The 15,051-nt window shown below is 72.6% G+C and carries 14 protein-coding genes (1 of these 14 only partly in view); 10 read left to right on the top strand and 4 right to left on the bottom strand.

All coding sequences use genetic code 11. From position 1 onward, the window contains the following. Positions 1 to 132 precede the first annotated feature (132 nt). The 5 genes from AUC44_RS16345 to AUC44_RS00160 all read left to right on the top strand — a co-directional run bounded on the left by AUC44_RS16345 (position 133) and on the right by AUC44_RS00160 (position 4,932). Entirely contained in the window at positions 133 to 303 is a 171-nt protein-coding gene (locus AUC44_RS16345) for a hypothetical protein (protein ID WP_157445105.1), read from the top strand. A gap of 28 nt (positions 304 to 331) precedes the next feature. Beyond that, positions 332 to 3,247, top strand: coding sequence for an IPT/TIG domain-containing protein (locus AUC44_RS00175; RefSeq protein WP_062156864.1), 2,916 nt, complete (start codon positions 332 to 334; stop codon positions 3,245 to 3,247). 85 nt (positions 3,248 to 3,332) lie between these two features. After that, complete coding sequence (locus tag AUC44_RS00170; RefSeq protein ID WP_062156863.1) at positions 3,333 to 3,743, top strand: hypothetical protein; 411 nt, start codon at positions 3,333 to 3,335, stop codon at positions 3,741 to 3,743. 91 nt (positions 3,744 to 3,834) lie between these two features. Next, a complete protein-coding gene (locus AUC44_RS00165) occupies positions 3,835 to 4,422 on the top strand; it encodes a DUF2231 domain-containing protein (protein WP_062156862.1) in 588 nt (195 codons plus the stop codon). A 45-nt stretch (positions 4,423 to 4,467) separates the two neighbouring features. Then, positions 4,468 to 4,932 carry a PaaI family thioesterase gene (locus tag AUC44_RS00160; protein WP_062156861.1) on the top strand — a complete coding sequence of 155 codons (465 nt, stop codon included), beginning with the start codon at positions 4,468 to 4,470 and terminating at the stop codon, positions 4,930 to 4,932. 66 nt (positions 4,933 to 4,998) lie between these two features. On the opposite strand, the gene csaB is transcribed toward AUC44_RS00160, so the two are convergent. From csaB to AUC44_RS00140, 4 genes are all read right to left on the bottom strand, one after another. Then, on the bottom strand, positions 4,999 to 5,970 hold the full coding sequence (gene csaB / locus AUC44_RS00155) for a polysaccharide pyruvyl transferase CsaB (RefSeq protein ID WP_062156860.1): 972 nt from the start codon (positions 5,968 to 5,970) through the stop codon (positions 4,999 to 5,001). Then, positions 5,967 to 7,829 (bottom strand): DUF5693 family protein, encoded by a 1,863-nt coding sequence (locus AUC44_RS00150; protein WP_417926354.1) that lies wholly within the window; start codon positions 7,827 to 7,829, stop codon positions 5,967 to 5,969. Before AUC44_RS00150 ends, csaB begins: the two co-directional genes overlap by 4 nt. Positions 7,830 to 7,932: 103 nt before the next feature. After that, complete coding sequence (gene udk / locus AUC44_RS00145) at positions 7,933 to 8,547, bottom strand: uridine kinase (protein WP_062156859.1); 615 nt, start codon at positions 8,545 to 8,547, stop codon at positions 7,933 to 7,935. Beyond that, positions 8,544 to 9,593, bottom strand: coding sequence for a Glu/Leu/Phe/Val dehydrogenase family protein (locus AUC44_RS00140; RefSeq protein ID WP_062156858.1), 1,050 nt, complete (start codon positions 9,591 to 9,593; stop codon positions 8,544 to 8,546). Before AUC44_RS00140 ends, udk begins: the two co-directional genes overlap by 4 nt. A gap of 295 nt (positions 9,594 to 9,888) precedes the next feature. On the opposite strand from AUC44_RS00140, the gene AUC44_RS00135 reads away from it, so the two are divergent. The 5 genes from AUC44_RS00135 to AUC44_RS00115 form a co-directional block, all read left to right on the top strand. Next, on the top strand, positions 9,889 to 11,526 hold the full coding sequence (locus tag AUC44_RS00135) for an E3 binding domain-containing protein (RefSeq protein ID WP_062156857.1): 1,638 nt from the start codon (positions 9,889 to 9,891) through the stop codon (positions 11,524 to 11,526). Between the two features lie 86 nt (positions 11,527 to 11,612). Then, positions 11,613 to 11,906: an Lrp/AsnC family transcriptional regulator gene (locus AUC44_RS00130; protein ID WP_062156856.1), complete on the top strand. Its 294-nt coding sequence runs from the start codon at positions 11,613 to 11,615 to the stop codon at positions 11,904 to 11,906. A 105-nt stretch (positions 11,907 to 12,011) separates the two neighbouring features. After that, on the top strand, positions 12,012 to 12,941 hold the full coding sequence (locus AUC44_RS00125) for a glycine betaine ABC transporter substrate-binding protein (protein WP_082688884.1): 930 nt from the start codon (positions 12,012 to 12,014) through the stop codon (positions 12,939 to 12,941). A 103-nt stretch (positions 12,942 to 13,044) separates the two neighbouring features. After that, the gene (locus tag AUC44_RS00120) at positions 13,045 to 14,151 is read left to right on the top strand and encodes an ABC transporter permease (RefSeq protein WP_417926368.1); all 1,107 of its coding nucleotides are present in this window, start codon (positions 13,045 to 13,047) and stop codon (positions 14,149 to 14,151) included. Then, on the top strand, positions 14,148 to 15,051 hold the 5' portion of the coding sequence (locus AUC44_RS00115) for an ABC transporter ATP-binding protein (protein ID WP_062156854.1). Its footprint extends 29 nt past the window's final position; only the first 904 of its 933 coding nucleotides appear in the window; the start codon lies at positions 14,148 to 14,150; the stop codon falls past the right edge of the window. Before AUC44_RS00120 ends, AUC44_RS00115 begins: the two co-directional genes overlap by 4 nt.

Below are 15,051 nucleotides of genomic sequence, written 5' to 3'. Positions count from 1 at the left end.
TGTGGTGCGGGGTCCCCCGCCGGGGGGGCTGCCGAACTCGTGTGGTGGGTACCAGTCAGTACATGAGAGCTCTCTTAAATTTCATGAAGAGCTGGAGTCCCCCGGGACTTCCTGACAGCGACAAGGAGCGTCATGACCCAGACTGTGCTGCCCCCCACCCCTCACCCCACCCCCCGCCCCTACCGCGCGCCGCAGGTCACGGACCTGGGCCGCTGGGAGGCCGTGACCCTGGCGGTCAGCCTGCCCATCGGCAACCGCTGGCCGTTCGATCCGAGCGCCCAGCCGGGCAGCCGCTCCCGCTGAGCGCCCCACTTCCCTCCCAGGAGACGCCATGATGACCGTTCCCCCCACTGCCCCCCGGTCGCGGACGCCACTGCGACTGACGGCGCTGCTGCTGCCAGCGCTGCTGGCCGGCTGCTCGGGCCGTCCCGCGCCGGCCACTCCCGCCGTCACCCCGCCGCCCAGCGCGCCCAGCGTCCGCGGCGCGGTGGAACTCACCTTCGAACTCGGCGCGCACCCGTCGGCGCAGGCAACCGTGCGGGCCGCCGGGCTGCGCCCCCAGGATCTCCGCCTGGACGGCGACGTCACCTTCGACCGGCCGGCCGCCTTCACCGATTACGACGACACGACTGGCTTCCGCTACATGAACGCCACGTTCACGGTCCGCAACGTGAGCGCGCAGGCGCTGGAGAACCTGACCCTCTACGCGTACAACCGCGCGTCGACCAACGTCGGGGGCACCGCCCTGAAGAACGTCACGAACGCGGCGGGCCAGTCCCTCGCGGACGCCAGCGTGGCGCGCAGCGTGCTGCCCATGCACGGCACGGCCTTCGACGCCCTGAGCGGCACCTCCGCCGTCGTGCCGACCCAGGCGGACTTCCAGGTCTTCACGGCCGCCGAGGCGACGGCGCTGGAAACGGCCGCGCGCAGCGCGAACGTCATCGCCGCAGAGGATCAGGTGCTGCAGTACGGGTACAGCGCCCGCAACCTGAACACCAGCGGGAACCGGCGGCGCCTGGAGGCGGCGGGGTGCGGCGCGCCCGGCTGCGACACCGGCCGGGTCACGGTCGCCGTGCGCGTCCCGAACACCAACGTGGCGAGCAATCCGTACCGCTTCACCATGACCTTCGTGCTGGCCGACGAAGCCGTCACGCGGGTCTCGCAGGGCGTGCAGGAACAGGGCGACGACAGCCTAGTACGGACCCGCGCGGCCGATGTGGGAGCCAGCGAGGTGCGCGTTCTAGGGGACAGCAGCTACGACGGCGCGGCCACGCCCGTCTGCGCGCCCCGGATCGCGGTCCCGGCCGGCAGCGACGGGGCCCTGACCCTGGGCGGCGACTGCCCGACCACGGCGGGCGTCCTCGCGGCCGCCGAGACGGGCCGCGTGATCATCAGTGAATTCCAGGCACTGGGCAGCGAGTTCGTTGAGGTCCGCAACGTCAGCGGCGCGGCCGTGGACCTGCGGAACTTCTGGCTGCGCAACGCGGCGGGTCAGCTCGCGCGGCTGCGGGCCCCGACCGATCTGGACGGCCGCAGCGGCACGCCGGCGCTGCTGGCGGCCGGGGCCAGCGCGTACGGCGTGGCCAATCCGGCCGGGGGCGCGCTGCCCGCCGGGGTGAACTTCGTGTACGGCGCGCCCGGCACGCCATTCACGCTGAGCGACAGCGGGGACCTGCTGGCCCTGATGACGCGCGTGGGCGGCGCCGCCACCCTGGAAGACCGCGTGGACTTCCGGACGTTCGTGACGAATCCGAATACGCCGCTGACCGCCTCGTCCATGGTGGGATTCGCTGGCGTGTCCACCCAACTGGACAGCGCGGCAGGCACAGCCGCCGCCAACAACACCCCGACCAACTGGTGTGGCAGCCTCTACCTGTCCAGCGGGCGGGGCAACCGCGTCACGAACACGGCCGGCAGCGCGAACAGCAGCTGTCAGGTGGCCGCCATCAACGAGGTGCTGATTGACGCGCCCGCCGCGGACGACGGCAAGACCTTCGTGGAACTGGTCGGCCCGGGCGGCGCCCTGATCGGCGGCGCGCGGGTAAACGACGTGGAGGGCATGGGAACGAGCGCAGGGGCGCTCAACGTGGACAACGACTTCGCCCCTGGCGAGACGGACGGCACGTTCGTCATCCCGGCCGGCACGCGCTTCCCGGCGGACGGCATCCTGCTGATCGCGGACGCCACTACGGCGGGCGCCACCAGCGTCCCGGGGTACGTGGCGGGCGTGGATGTGCTCGCCCGGGATATGGACATGGAGAACAGCGGCGGGGACGCCATTCAGCTCGTCAGCGCCGGCGGCAGCCTGCTGGACACGGTCGGCCATGACGTGAGCGGCAACGCCCTGGCCGTCAACACGGCGTTCAACGGCCTGGCCCTGTACGAGTCGGCCACGGCCCTCACGCCCAGCGTCTCCACAGCCACGGCAGCCGCCACGCTGGCCCGGGCCGCCCTGGGTGCAGACACCAACAACAACCGCGTAGATTTCTACGCCGATCCGAGCCCCACCCCCGGCGACGCCAACGACGCGGTGAACTTCACGGCCGGCGCCCTCAGCCCGGACGACGGTCCGGCGACCCTGGGGGCCGCGAACATCACGGTCACCGGGACGGACTTCTCCCCGGGCCTGCGCCTGACGGCCGGCAGCGCGGCCCCGAGCGCCTGCACGGTGCTGTCGCCCACGGCGGCCACCTGCACGGTGCCCGCCAACGTGGGCGGCGCCACCGGACTGGTGAATGTCCGCCTGCAGAACCCGGCCAGCGTGGCGGCGCCCGACGCGGTGCTCGCGCAGGCGTTCACCTACACGGCCGCCGAGAACGAGACGAACAGCGCCGCCGAGGCGGACTTCTGCACCCTTCAGTTCCCGGCCACCTTCTCCGTCAATCAGGGCCAGCGGACCCCCAACCTCTACGGTCAGGTGTACGAGGCGGGCCTGACCGAGGCGGCCGGAGCGCCGGCGAACCTGCTGGCCGAGGTCGGGTACGGGCCCAACACCTCCTCGCCGCTCAGCAGCAACGCCTGGCGGTTCTTCCCGGCGACGTACAACGTCCAGGTCGGGAACAACGACGAGTTCGTGGGCACGTTCACGGCCCCGGTGGTCACGGCCAGCACCACCTACGCCTACACCTTCCGCTTCAGTCAGGACGGTGGCGTGAGGTGGACCTACTGTGACGTGAACGGGGCAGGCTCCGGGGCGGGGCTGACCTTCGAGTCCACCCAGCTGGGCAGCATGACCGTCGCCCCGTAACTCCGGGCAGCGGCGTCGGCGGGGACCGGGCAACGGTTCCCGCCGGCTCGTTGCGGGGCGCGCGCGGCCGGGCGTAGGCTGGGGCATGGGTCACCTGCGGGTGTGGGCGCTGGTCGGGCTGGGATCGCTGGCGGTGGCCGGAGACTTTCCGGCCCTGACGCACGTGGAGCAGGTGCGCGCCCCCGACGGGCGGCCGGTGACGGTGCAGCGTGTGGCGTGCCTCGCGCCGGACCGGCCGGAACTCGCGGCGGCGCTCACGCTGGAGGAGGCGGGGCCGCTGCGGTGGCAGGTGCTGCAACTCGCCACGAACGACGCGGGCGCGGCGGTGCTGGACACCGGGCGCAGCCTGCCGCAGATCGCGCCGCACTACCAGCGGTACGTGGCGCAGGGGCAGCCGGTGGGCCGCGTGACGTTCGCGGCGCTGCTGGGGACCTGGAAGGTGTTCGGGCTGAAGTTCAGCTGGGATCACGCGACCTACCGCTGCGCGCTGTCCTGAGGGCCGCGGGGCGGCATGAACGTTCCTGAAGCCCACTCCCATGCGGGGTCGGGGGCGCGGGTGCGACGGTGAGCGGCAAGGAGGGGTGACCATGCTCAAGCAGACCGCGCTGAAGTCGCGTCAACCGCCCGCGTACGCCCTGGAGGACGCCGTCAGTGAGCATGACGCGCTGGAGGTCGCCGCCGAGGCCCTCCAGGGTCTGCTCAGGGGCGCCGAGGGAGCCCTGCCGCCTGCGCTGCTGGACGCCCTGCACGGCGAGGGCGTGGGGCATCCGCTGCATCCCATCCTGGTTCACCTGCCGCTGGGAGGCTGGGTGGTGACGGCGGCCCTGGATCACCTGCCGGCCCCGGACCCGGGCGCGTACGACCGCGCGGCGGACACGGCGCTGCTCCTCTCGACGCTGGGCGCGGTGGGCACCATCGGGACGGGGTGGCTCGACTGGGCGAACACGCGCGGCGAGGCGCGCCGCACCGGCCTGATCCACGGCGCGCTGAACGAGGCGGCCTTTTTCCTGAACGTGGGGTCGCTGCTCGCGCGTCGCCGGGGCCGGCGCGGCCTGGGCAAGCTGCTCTCGGGCGCGGGGCTGGGCCTGGCGGTGGCCGGCGGCTTCCTGGGTGGGGAACTGGTGTACCGGCACGGGCTGGGCGTGGGGCGCACGCTGGCGCGCCGCCAGGGCTGAGGCCGGGCCCCGGCGCGCCGGGCAGGGCCGCTGTAGCATGCGCGCATGACGCTGCACCCGGATCTGAAGTTCCCGACCGCGCACGAGCTGGACACCCTCAGCCCGGAGGTGCTGGCGGCGCGCATGAACGCCCTGTCCGGCACGCTGGGCGCGCGGCTGGGCATCGAATTCACGGCCGTGTCGCGCGAGCGGGTCGTAGCGCGCATGCCGGTGGACGGCAACCGCCAGCCGGCCGGGCGGCTGCACGGCGGGGCGAACCTCGCGCTGGCGGAGGAACTGGCCAGCGTGGGCTCCTGGATGAACCTGGACCCGGCGCGGCAGGTGGCGGTGGGCGTGGACCTGAGCGGCACCCACGTGCGCGGGGTGACGGACGGCTGGGTGACGGGCGAGGGGACGCTGGCGTACCGGGGCCGCACGGTGCTCGTCTGGAGCATCGAGATCCGCGATGAGCGGGGCCGCGTGACGAGCATGGCGCGCTGCACCTGCAACGTGATCGCCACTGGCGCCTGACTGCGAACGGCCGAGCGGGCAGGTCCCCTCCCGAGTGGCTGGGGGGCCTGCCCGCTTGGGGTGAGGTCAGCGGTTCAGGGCGCGGCTGAAGCTCTGCGCGGCGCGCAGGCGCATGTCCTCGATGGCCGTCCAGTCGGGCAGGCGGCGCACGAGGACCTCATCGGCGAGCGCGCCGGGGTTCAGGCGGGTGGGGTGGGCCGGGGCGCCCGCGTCGTCGCAGAAGCCCTGCACCTTGGGGTCGTAGGCGACGCCGCTGAAGGGAGTTTCGCTGGCGGCCGCCAGGATGACCGCGTGCAGGCGCACGCCGATCACGTACCCGCTCTGCGCGATGGCGTCGAGCGCGACCTGCGGGTCACGGGTGCTCAGCACGTCGTCGGCGCCTAGACCGTGGGCGGCCTGATCGTCATGGTCGGGCATGAAGCTCAGGGCGGTCACGTGGCGGCCCTCGGCCCGCAGGCGGCGCACGACCTCCTTCAGGGCGTCGGTGGCGTCGGTCACGTCGCCGCGCGGCGCGACGATCACGCGCCGGGGGTCGCGGGTCAGGCCCGGGGTGGGGGCCAGCAGCAGGGCGGGGTCGCCGCCCAGTTCGGCGCGGATCCCCAGCTGGGCCAGCGTGTCCAGGCTGCCCCGGTCGCGCACGATGACCGGCACGCCCCGCAGGGCGCGGGCGACGCGGCGGCCCCCCTCGGGGCTCAGCGGGCCGATGCTCTGGTTGAACACGACCACGCGGCGCCGCAGCAGTTTCGCCAGCCGGATGACGCCCAGGTAGTACGTGAGGTTACGGGCGCTCGTCCGGTCCTGGAGCAGGCCGCCGCCGCCGGAGAGCACCACCTGCGAGCGCAGCAGCGCGCCCATCAGGGCGGCGGGCTGCATGCGGGCCTCACTGTCACAGTCGTAGGTGCGGGCCGTGTCCTCGGGGGTGTTCGAGAGCAGGAGGGGGCGCGCGCCGTACTTGCGCAGCTCGCGGGTGATCGCCAGCGCGATGGCCTCGTCGCCGGTGTTGCCGAAGCCGTAGTAGCCGCTGACGGTGACCTTCACGCCCGCACCTCGGCGGGGGCCTTGCCGTAGGTGTGCCACAGGTGCAGCGCGGCCCTCACGAGCTGCACGACGACCAGACCGGCGATCAGGCCGATGCCCAGCCCCAGGAAGCAGCGCTGGGCGCTGATCAGCAGCGGCGTGTGGAAGTGGCTGAAGGTGTTCAGGATGCTCGACTGCCCGACCACGCCGCCCAGGATCAGCAGCGCGCCGAAGTACCCGGGCAGCACGCCGCTCAGGCCCACGATGCCCAGGGGGTGCCCGGCCATCTCCTTGAAGCGCGGACGCACCAGGGTGTCCTGGAGATCCTGGCGGATCTTGGCCTCGGTATCGCTGACGCCCGCGCCGGTGGCGTTGCCGCGCCGCAGGAACACCAGCGCGAACACGCCGGCGGCGAGCACCATGATCAGGATGTCGCCCAGCTTGATGGGGGCGTTGTACACGTCCTGAATGGTCTTGCGCAGGTCCTGGCGGGGCAGGAAGCTCGCGGCGACGAGCAGCAGCGGCAGCAGCAGGGTCAGGCCCACGCCCCGGAACGGCTCCAGGCCCAGCACGCTGTCCTTCGTGGCGCCCAGCGCCGAGACGAACAGCACGCCGGTCAGGCTCAGGCCGGTGGCGACGAACCAGTCACTGACCCGCGCGCGGCGCAGCACCAGCCCCAGCGCGGGGAAGGTCACGGCGGCGATCAGGGCCACGCCGGCGTAGGGGTTGAACTTGTTCATCACGATCGCCAGGACGCCGCTGGCGGCGGCGGCGAGCAGCCCCAGACGCACGAGCGGGAAGCTCAGGCCCAGCAGCGCGAGCGCCGCGACAGGCCCGATCAGGCTCAGGGTGCGCAGCAGGGTGTTCTCGCGGAAGGGCTCGATGACCGGCTGCGTGACCTTCACGCCGGACTTGCCCAGCAGTTCGGTCGTGCGCCTGAGCAGATCGTCGGTCTCGTTGACGGTGGGGTAGGGCCGGACGTACAGCAGCCGCATGCTGCGCTCACGCGCGGCGAGGTTGTACTTGCTCGCCAGCGTGATCGGGTCCAGCCGCTGCTGCCAGGCGGGGTTCACGCTGAAGGTGCGCGCGCCGCCGTGCGTGGCGACCAGGGTGTCCAGGCCGCGCTGTGGGGTCGCCTCGATCAGGGCGGGTACGCGCTGGCCCAGCCGCTCGTTGATCTTGGCGAGCAGTTCAGGGGTGCGCGCGCCGATGACCTCCTCGCCGTTGAAGATCATGAAGGGCACGTCGGGCCAGTCGGCGCCGGGTTCGCGCACGGCGTCGTCGGCGTAGGGACGGTAGACGAGCATGAAGCCGCGCGCCTTGAGCGTCTCGACGAGCGTCTCGTCCGGCCCGACCGGCAGGAAGGTGGGATCGGTGGGCCACTCGACCCAGCGCTGGCCGCCGGCCTGCACGGTGCGGGTGGGAATGGTGTAGCGCGCCGGGAGCGACTCGGCCACGCCGGGTTTCAGCGAGCGCAGGTAGAAGTTGCGGGGGCTGATGGCGGCGTCGCCCGTCTCGGCGCGCAGGTCGGCCCCGCTTTTCAGGTACAGTTCGCCGCGCTGGGCGAGGTTGCCGATGACATCCTCGTAGATCGCCACGCCGTTGATCCCGAGGCTCTGGTAGTGCGCGAGGAGTTCCTGAGGGTCGCGGCCGAAGCGGCGGGCCTGCGTGACCACCGCCGGGTAGTCCATGACGAGCGCGGTGGTCTTGCTGCGCTGCTCGTAGCTGACACGCTGGGCGGCGAGGATCAGGGCGGGAATGGCGCTCAGGACGATCAGGCCCAGCAGCAGCGGCGTCAGGGGGTGCCGGGAGGGGGCCGGGACGGTCATGCCCGGCGAGGTGGGCGGGGTGGGTTGGGCGGGCTGGGTCACAGGGCACATCCTAATGGCAGGGAATTGACCGGGTGGGGGCGCGGCCGGAACAGCTGAGCATGACGCCGGGGGCGCCCCGTGGCGTCCTCCAAAAGTGCGTGCCCGCCGGACGTCAGATGGTGGTGCGGATACGCGCGGCGAGCATGTCCAGCGCGGGTTCGTTCATGCCGCCGTGCGGGATGATCACGTCGGCGTAGCGCTTGGTGGGCTCCACGAAGCTCAGGTGCATGGGGCGCACGTACTCCAGGTACTGCTCGATGACGCTCTCGGGGGTGCGGCCGCGTTCCTGCGTGTCGCGCAGCAGGCGGCGGATGAAGCGCACGTCCGCGTCGGCGTCCACGAAGACCTTCAGGTGCATGCGCTCGCGCAGCGCCTCGTCGTACAGCGCGAAGAAGCCCTCCAGGACCACGACCGGCGCGGGCAGCACGGTGGTGGTGTGCGGGGCGCGGGTGTGGCGCGTGAAGTCGTACTCGGGCATGTCGATCGGCACGCCCGAGAGCAGCGCGTCGATGTGCTGGCGCAGCAGCGTCCAGTCGAAGGCGGCCGGATGGTCGTAGTTGGTCTTCAGGCGCGCCTCGAAGGGGATGTCGTCCTGGTTGCGGTAGTAGTTGTCCTGGTTCAGGACGGCCACGCCGCCCTGCCCGACGGTGTCCACGACGCGGCGGGTGACGGTGGTCTTGCCGCTGCCGGAACCGCCGGCCACGCCGATCACGAAGGGGGTACTCATGCGTTCCTCCAGCTGCCGGCGGCGCCCAGGCTGCCGATCAGGTCGATGCGCCGCTCGGCCATGCGCCGCGCGACGACGTGGGGGGCCTTGCCGTACTGCTCGGCGGCGGCGGTGATGCGGCCCACCGTCTGGTAGACGCGCTCGGCGGCCTGGTTCATGTCGAGGTCGGTCGCGGCGGCGATCAGCCCGGCGGAGTTGATGGCGAAGTCGGGCATGTACACGATCCCGGCCTCCTTCACGGCGTCCTCGCCGCGGCGGGTCAGGGGATGGTGCTCGCCGCCGGCGATCAGGCGGCACTGCAGGCGGGGCACGTCGGTGCTGCGGATGGAGTGGCCGTACCCGCAGGGCGCCAGGATGTCGCACGGCACGTCGAGAATCTGGTCGCAGCTCACGACCGTGACCCCGTCGAGATCCTCGGCGAGCGCCTCGGCGCGTTCGGGACGGTCGTCGGCGACCGTCAGGCGGGCGCCCTCGCGGTGCAGGTGCGCGGCCAGGGTGCGTCCCACCGCGCCCACCCCCAGGATGGCGACGCGCACGCCGCGCATGCTCTCTGACCCCAGCGCGAAGCGCGCGGCGGCCTTCATGCCGCGGTACACGCCGTAGCCGGTGACGGCACTCGTGTCGGTGTGCATGCCCAGGGTCGAGCGGGTCTCCTGCGCCACGAAGGCGATGTCGGCCGGACTCACGCCGATGTCCTCGGTGAGCACCACGCGGGCCTCCATGGGCCTGACCTGCCGGCCCAGCGCGCGGAACAGCGCCTCCCGGGCGTGCGGGTCGTCCATGCCGCACTCGGGCGTCATCAGCACGCAGGCGCCGCCGCCGTAGTTCAGGCCGGCCAGCGCGGCTTTCAGGGTCAGGCTCTCGGACAGGGCCAGCGCGCCGCGAATGGCGAGCTCCTCGTCCTGTTCGCGCAGGCGCACGCCGGCAATGGCGGGGCCCAGCACGGTGGAATGCACGGCCAGGGCGGCGCGCAGGCCGCTGGGTGCGTGATGAAGCAGCGTCAGGGCCTCGTGGCCGCGCGACTGCATCTCCTCAAGTATCTGCATATCACTCCTGGTGGCGTGCCGCGTCGGCTGGGCCGGCGCAGCGCGGGGGTCGCCCTGTAGGCTAGCACCCCCAGCTCAGCGGTGACAGGGACAGCTGCCGCGCGGCCTGCCGCCGCCATGTGCTGAGGATGAGCAGTGTGAAAGAAGGCTGTCAGACGCGGCGCGGCAGGCTGCTTTCATGCCTGCATGCGCGTGGTCACGTTCGCATGCCCGCTGCCGGGGTCGGCAGTGGGAAAAAACCGGCGTCACACCATCAGGAAGTCGCTTACAATGTGGCGCACAAAGGGGGAAATGAATGGATCGGATTGCTCCGCTCGCCAAGATTCTGGCGGAAGCGAACGGGATTGACTGGCAGAAACTGCAGGGCTCAGGTGCAGGTGGCCAGATTATTGAACAGGACATCCTGAACTACCTGTCCCGCGTCATGAGTGGCGAGGAAGATCCGCCCGATACGCCCGTCGACCTGCCCCCGCCCGACTGGAACGGCGAGGAAGTCCCCACCGCCGACATGCTGGGCCGCGCCGGCATGAGCGCCGACATGCTCAGCCGCGCCGGGGTGGACACCGATCTGACCGCCTTCGTGGAGCAGACCCGCGCGGCGCCGCAGGTGCCGGCCACGCCGGCCAGCAGCCTGGACGACGACGCGCTCGAATTCGAGCTGGAAGACGAGCCTGAAACCCCCGCCCCCGTGGCGGCCACCCCGGCGCCTGAGCCCGTGGCGCCTGCCGTTCAGGCCCCCGAGCCGGTCGCGGCCGCGCACCACGTGGCCCCGGAAACGCCGGCCGTGGTCCAGGCTGCCGCCAGCATGACCCCACCGGCCGCGCCCGCCGCGCCCACGCCACCGGCGGCCGGGGGTGGGCTCGCGTCGGGGCTGGGCAGCCTGCTCTCCCGCCTGTACCAGAAACCGGCCGAGAGCACCCCGGCGCAGCACGAACCGGTCAGCAGTGCGCCTGCCGCGCCTGCTGCGCCGACGCCGGCCGTGCCGGCCGCCATGGAATCGGCTCCGGTGACGCCTGCCCCGGTGGCGGCGGCGCCCGCCGTGAGCGAACCGGCGACGCCGGACGCGCCGGCCTGGACGGATGGCCGCCGGGCCGACGACGCCGCCTGGAACCAGCCGGCCGAGTCGACGCCGGCCGCGGCCGAGACGCACGACGCGCCGGCTGAGGTGGCCGACGTCGCTGCGGCGCCCGTCCTGGCCCCCGAGGTCAGCGAGCCGGCCGCCGCGCAGCACGTCACGGAAGTGGCCGCGCCGACCGCCGTGCTGCCTGAGGTCAGCGAGCCCGCCATGGCGCCGGTGGCGCCTGCACCGGTCGATACCGCAGCGGCCGACACCGCGCCTGTGGGGACCGAACCCGCGACCGAGGCCCCGGCGGCCCCGGAGACCGACCAGCCCACCGAATCGCTGCCTGCCGCCGTGACGCCAGCCGCGACCCCCGCAGCGGAGCCGGCGCCGCAGGCCGCGCCTGCCGCGGCCATGCCGTCGAACGGCGTCTGGTTCGGTGCGTACCTGCGCCGCGACGCGGATGTGGCGGCCCTGCACGACCTGCGTGGTCAGGTGACGGCAGCCCTCTCGCGTGATCTGCCACTGGCCCTGCTCATCGCTCGCGCGGCGCAGCGTCACGCGGAGACCCTGGGGCTGGGCAGCGTGGCGATGCACGCCGAGGGTGGCGCCCGCGCCGCCGGCAGCGGCAGCCTGCGCGACGCGCTGGACGCCGGCGCGTTCGACGGCACGCCGGACCTGCTGGTCGTGGACGCCGGGGCGCTGGATCTGGACGACCTGCACTTCCCGCACACGACGACGCTCAGCGTGGGCCGCGTGCAGGATGGCCGCGCCGCCCTGACCCTGAACGGCGACGTGGACGCCGGACGGGCCGCGCAGTTCCTGGCGCAGGTGGTCGGGACGCTGGAGCAGCCGATCCTGCTCGTGCTGTAATCGGCTGATCAGGCCGCGCCGCCCCCTGAGGAGAGCGGCGCGGCCTTTGTTGTGCCGCAGTGGGGGCGCGGCGCACAATGGCGGGCATGGTGACAGCGATCGTGATGGTGCAGGCCGAGCGGCAGCGCGTGCAGGAGACCGCCGAGGCGCTGGCGGGCGTTCCGAGTGTCCGCGAGGTGTACTCGGTGACGGGCGAGTGGGACATCGTGGCGATCCTGAAACTCACGCGCTACGAGGATCTGGACGACGTGGTGACCGGGCACCTGCGCAAGGTGGAGGGCATCGCGCGCACGCAGACGATGCTGGCGTTCCGCACCTACAACGACTCCCTGCTCGATCAGGGGTTCGGGGTGGGACTGGACGAGGCGCAGCAGCCCTGAGGTGCCGGTGAGGACTGTTTAAGAAACCTTTACGCCCCGGCGGCTCCGGACGGTTTTGTGACCTGCCCCACCGGGGGGCTGTGGGCGGGCGGGTACGTTGCACCCATGAGACATCGTCAAGTGAATCGCGTGGCCCTGCTGGGCGCGGCCCTCTTCACGGCGGGCGCGCTGGGTTCGGCGTCCGCGAAGGCCATCGTGGTGGGCAGCAAACTCGACCCCGAGGCGCAGATCCTGGGGCAGATGATCGTCCTGACCCTGCGCAACGCCGGGCTGGACGTGACCGACAAGACCAACCTGGGCGACACCGGCGTGAACCGCAAGGCGATCCTGGCCGGTGAGATCGACGTGTACCCCGAGTACACCGGCAACGCCGTGTACCTCTTCCCGAAGGCGAAGATCAGCGCCAAGCAGGCCGGGAACCCTGGCACGATCTACGGCCTGGCGCGCCAGCTCGACAGCAAGAACGGCGTGACGTGGCTCAAGCCCGCAAACGTGAACAACACCTGGGTGATCGCGGTGCCGCAGGCGCTGGCGCAGAGCGCCAAGCTGAGCAGCGTCGCCGATCTGGCGAAGTACCTCGGCAGCGGCGGGAAGTTCAAGATCGCGGGCAGCCCGGAGTTCTTCAACCGCCCCGACACCATGCCCGCCTTCGAGGAGAGCTACGGCTTCAAGCTGAAGGCCGAGCAGAAGCTGGTGCTGGCCGGCGCTACCCCGCCCCAGACGCAGCAGGCGGCGGCGAGCGGTACGAACGGCGTGAACGCCGCGATGGCCTACGGCACCGACGGCACCCTGGCGGCGCTGAAACTGGTGGCCCTGAAGGATCCCAAGGGCGCGCAGGCGGTGTACCAGCCCGCGCCGATCATCCGCACGGCGACCCTGAAGGCCAACCCGCAAGTGGAAGCGCTGCTGAACAAGACCTTCGCCACCCTCAGCCAGAGCACCCTGCAGGGCCTGAACGCCAAGGTGGCGCTGGAGGGCCGCACCGCGCAGGACGTGGCGCGCGAGTACCTGAAGGGCAAGGGGCTGATCAAGTAATGCGGCCGCCGCGCTGGGCCCGGTGGTGAGGACGGCGCGGCGTGACGGCGGGGCAGGGGCGCAGGCTCCTGCCCCTGCTGCTGCGCGGCGGGACGTGCGGCTGGTGCTGTGGCTCGCGGCCCTGCCGATGCTGGCCGGGGCGTGGCTGCCGTGGGTGCTGCTGCGCCCGAACCGCCTCGCGCCCGGGGAGTACCTGCGGCTGCCACCCGCCTGGGTGGCACTGGCGGCCGTGCTGGCGCTGCTGCCGGCCCTGACGGGTCAGGTGCGGCGTGGGCTGGTGTGGCTGCCCGCCACGCTGGCGCTGCTGCTGGGCGTGTGGCTGCTGGGCGGGCGCACGGCGGCGGCGCTCGTGGGGCAGGCGGACTTCGCGCGGGCCAGTGCGGCCAGTGGCGTGTGGCTGTACCTGCTGGGGGCGGGCGTGGCGACCTACGCGGCGGGGCTGGCCCTGCCGGAGCGCCGCTGGGTGGCGTGGCTGTGGCTGCCGCCCGCGCTGGCGCTGCTGCTGGGCGGGCACCTGGCGGGCTGGTCGGTGCTGGTCGAGGGTCGCAACGAGGGCCCGCGCTGGGTGCAGGAGCTGGGGCAGCACCTGCGGCTGGTGGGGAGCGCGCTGGGCCTGTCGGTGCTGATCGGGATGCCGCTGGCGGTGTGGGCAGCGGGTCGCACGCGCGTCGCGGACGCGGTGCTGGGCGTGGCGAACGCCGTGCAGACGCTCCCCAGCCTCGCCCTGCTGGGCCTGCTGATCGCGCCGCTGTCGGCGCTGGCGAACGCCGTACCCGCCCTGCGCGAGGCCGGGATCAGCGGGATCGGCGTGGCCCCGGCGCTGACCGCGATGACGCTGTACGCGCTGCTGCCGGTGCTGCGCAACGGCGTGGTGGCCCTGCGGGGCGTGCCCGCCGGGGTGATCGACGCGGCGCGCGGGATGGGCATGACCGCCTCGCAGCGCTTCTGGCGGGTGCAGGTGCCCCTGGCGCTGCCGGTGTGGCTGGGCGGGGTGCGGCAGGCGGCGGTACTCCTCGTGGGCGTGGCGGCAGTCGCGGCCCTGATCGGCGCGGGGGGCCTGGGCACGTACATCTTCAAGGGCCTCCAGAGCGCCGCGTCGGATCTGATCCTGCTGGGGGCCGTGCCGGCGGCGCTGCTGGCGATTCTCGTGGACGGCGCGCTGCGGGCGCTGGAAGGCTGGCTGGGCCGCCGCCTGGGGAGGGCCACATGATCGAAGTGGAACATCTGGACAAACGCTACGGCGACAGTTTCGCCGTACAGGACCTGAACCTCACGTTTCCGGAAGGGCAGCTCACGGCATTGCTGGGGCCGTCGGGCTGCGGCAAGACGACCACGCTGCGGATGATCAACCGCCTGATCGAACCGACCGGGGGGCGCATCCTGCTGAACGGGCAGGACACCCGCAGCCTGAAGCCGGAGGTGCTGCGGCGCGGCATCGGCTACGTCATCCAGCAGATCGGGCTGTTCCCGCACCTGAGCGTCGCGCAGAATGTGGCGACCGTCCCGGACCTCCTGGGCCGCGACCGCCGCATGACCGCGCAGCGCGTGGACGAGCTGCTGGACCTCGTGGGCCTGGATCCCGCCGTGTACCGCGAGAAACGTCCTGCCGAGCTGTCGGGCGGACAGGCGCAGCGGGTGGGCGTGGCCCGCGCGCTGGCCGCCGACCCCCCCGTGCTGCTGATGGACGAGCCCTTCGGGGCGCTGGACCCGCTGGCCCGCGACCGCCTGCAGGAGGCGTTCCGCGACATCCAGCGGCGACTGGGCAAGACGGTGATCATGGTCACGCACGACATTGACGAGGCGCTGCGCCTGGGGGACCGGGTGGCGCTGATGCGCGCGGGCCGCCTGGAACAGTTCGGTACGCCGGACGACCTGATCCACCGGCCCGCGAGCGACTTTGTGCGGGACTTCCTGGGTGAGGACGCCACGCTGCGCCAGCTGGCCGGGCGGCCCGTGTCGGCGTTCGTCCGTGCGGGTCTCCCCTCGCCGGGCGCGCCGCGCGTGCAGGCGGACCTGAACGCCCGCAGCGCCCTGAGCGTGATGCTGCGCGAGAGCCACGACACGCTGGAGGTCCTGCGCGGCGAGGAGCTACTGGGGCACGTCGCGTGGC

This window comes from Deinococcus actinosclerus, from assembly GCF_001507665.1.
Classification (GTDB): domain Bacteria; phylum Deinococcota; class Deinococci; order Deinococcales; family Deinococcaceae; genus Deinococcus; species Deinococcus actinosclerus.
The sequence above is the reverse complement of the archived record's forward strand: the minus strand, read 5'-3'. Positions and strand labels throughout refer to the sequence as shown.

Coding starts and splice junctions, on each gene's coding strand:
- udk (WP_062156859.1), bottom strand. CDS start 8,547: ATGAGTACCCCCTTCGTGATCGGCGTGGCCGGCGGTTCCGGCAGCGGC.
- AUC44_RS00170 (WP_062156863.1), top strand. CDS start 3,333: ATGGGTCACCTGCGGGTGTGGGCGCTGGTCGGGCTGGGATCGCTGGCG.
- AUC44_RS00160 (WP_062156861.1), top strand. CDS start 4,468: ATGACGCTGCACCCGGATCTGAAGTTCCCGACCGCGCACGAGCTGGAC.
- AUC44_RS00165 (WP_062156862.1), top strand. CDS start 3,835: ATGCTCAAGCAGACCGCGCTGAAGTCGCGTCAACCGCCCGCGTACGCC.
- AUC44_RS00150 (WP_417926354.1), bottom strand. CDS start 7,829: ATGTGCCCTGTGACCCAGCCCGCCCAACCCACCCCGCCCACCTCGCCG.
- AUC44_RS00130 (WP_062156856.1), top strand. CDS start 11,613: ATGGTGACAGCGATCGTGATGGTGCAGGCCGAGCGGCAGCGCGTGCAG.
- AUC44_RS00125 (WP_082688884.1), top strand. CDS start 12,012: ATGAGACATCGTCAAGTGAATCGCGTGGCCCTGCTGGGCGCGGCCCTC.
- AUC44_RS00135 (WP_062156857.1), top strand. CDS start 9,889: ATGGATCGGATTGCTCCGCTCGCCAAGATTCTGGCGGAAGCGAACGGG.
- AUC44_RS16345 (WP_157445105.1), top strand. CDS start 133: ATGACCCAGACTGTGCTGCCCCCCACCCCTCACCCCACCCCCCGCCCC.
- AUC44_RS00175 (WP_062156864.1), top strand. CDS start 332: ATGATGACCGTTCCCCCCACTGCCCCCCGGTCGCGGACGCCACTGCGA.
- AUC44_RS00140 (WP_062156858.1), bottom strand. CDS start 9,593: ATGCAGATACTTGAGGAGATGCAGTCGCGCGGCCACGAGGCCCTGACG.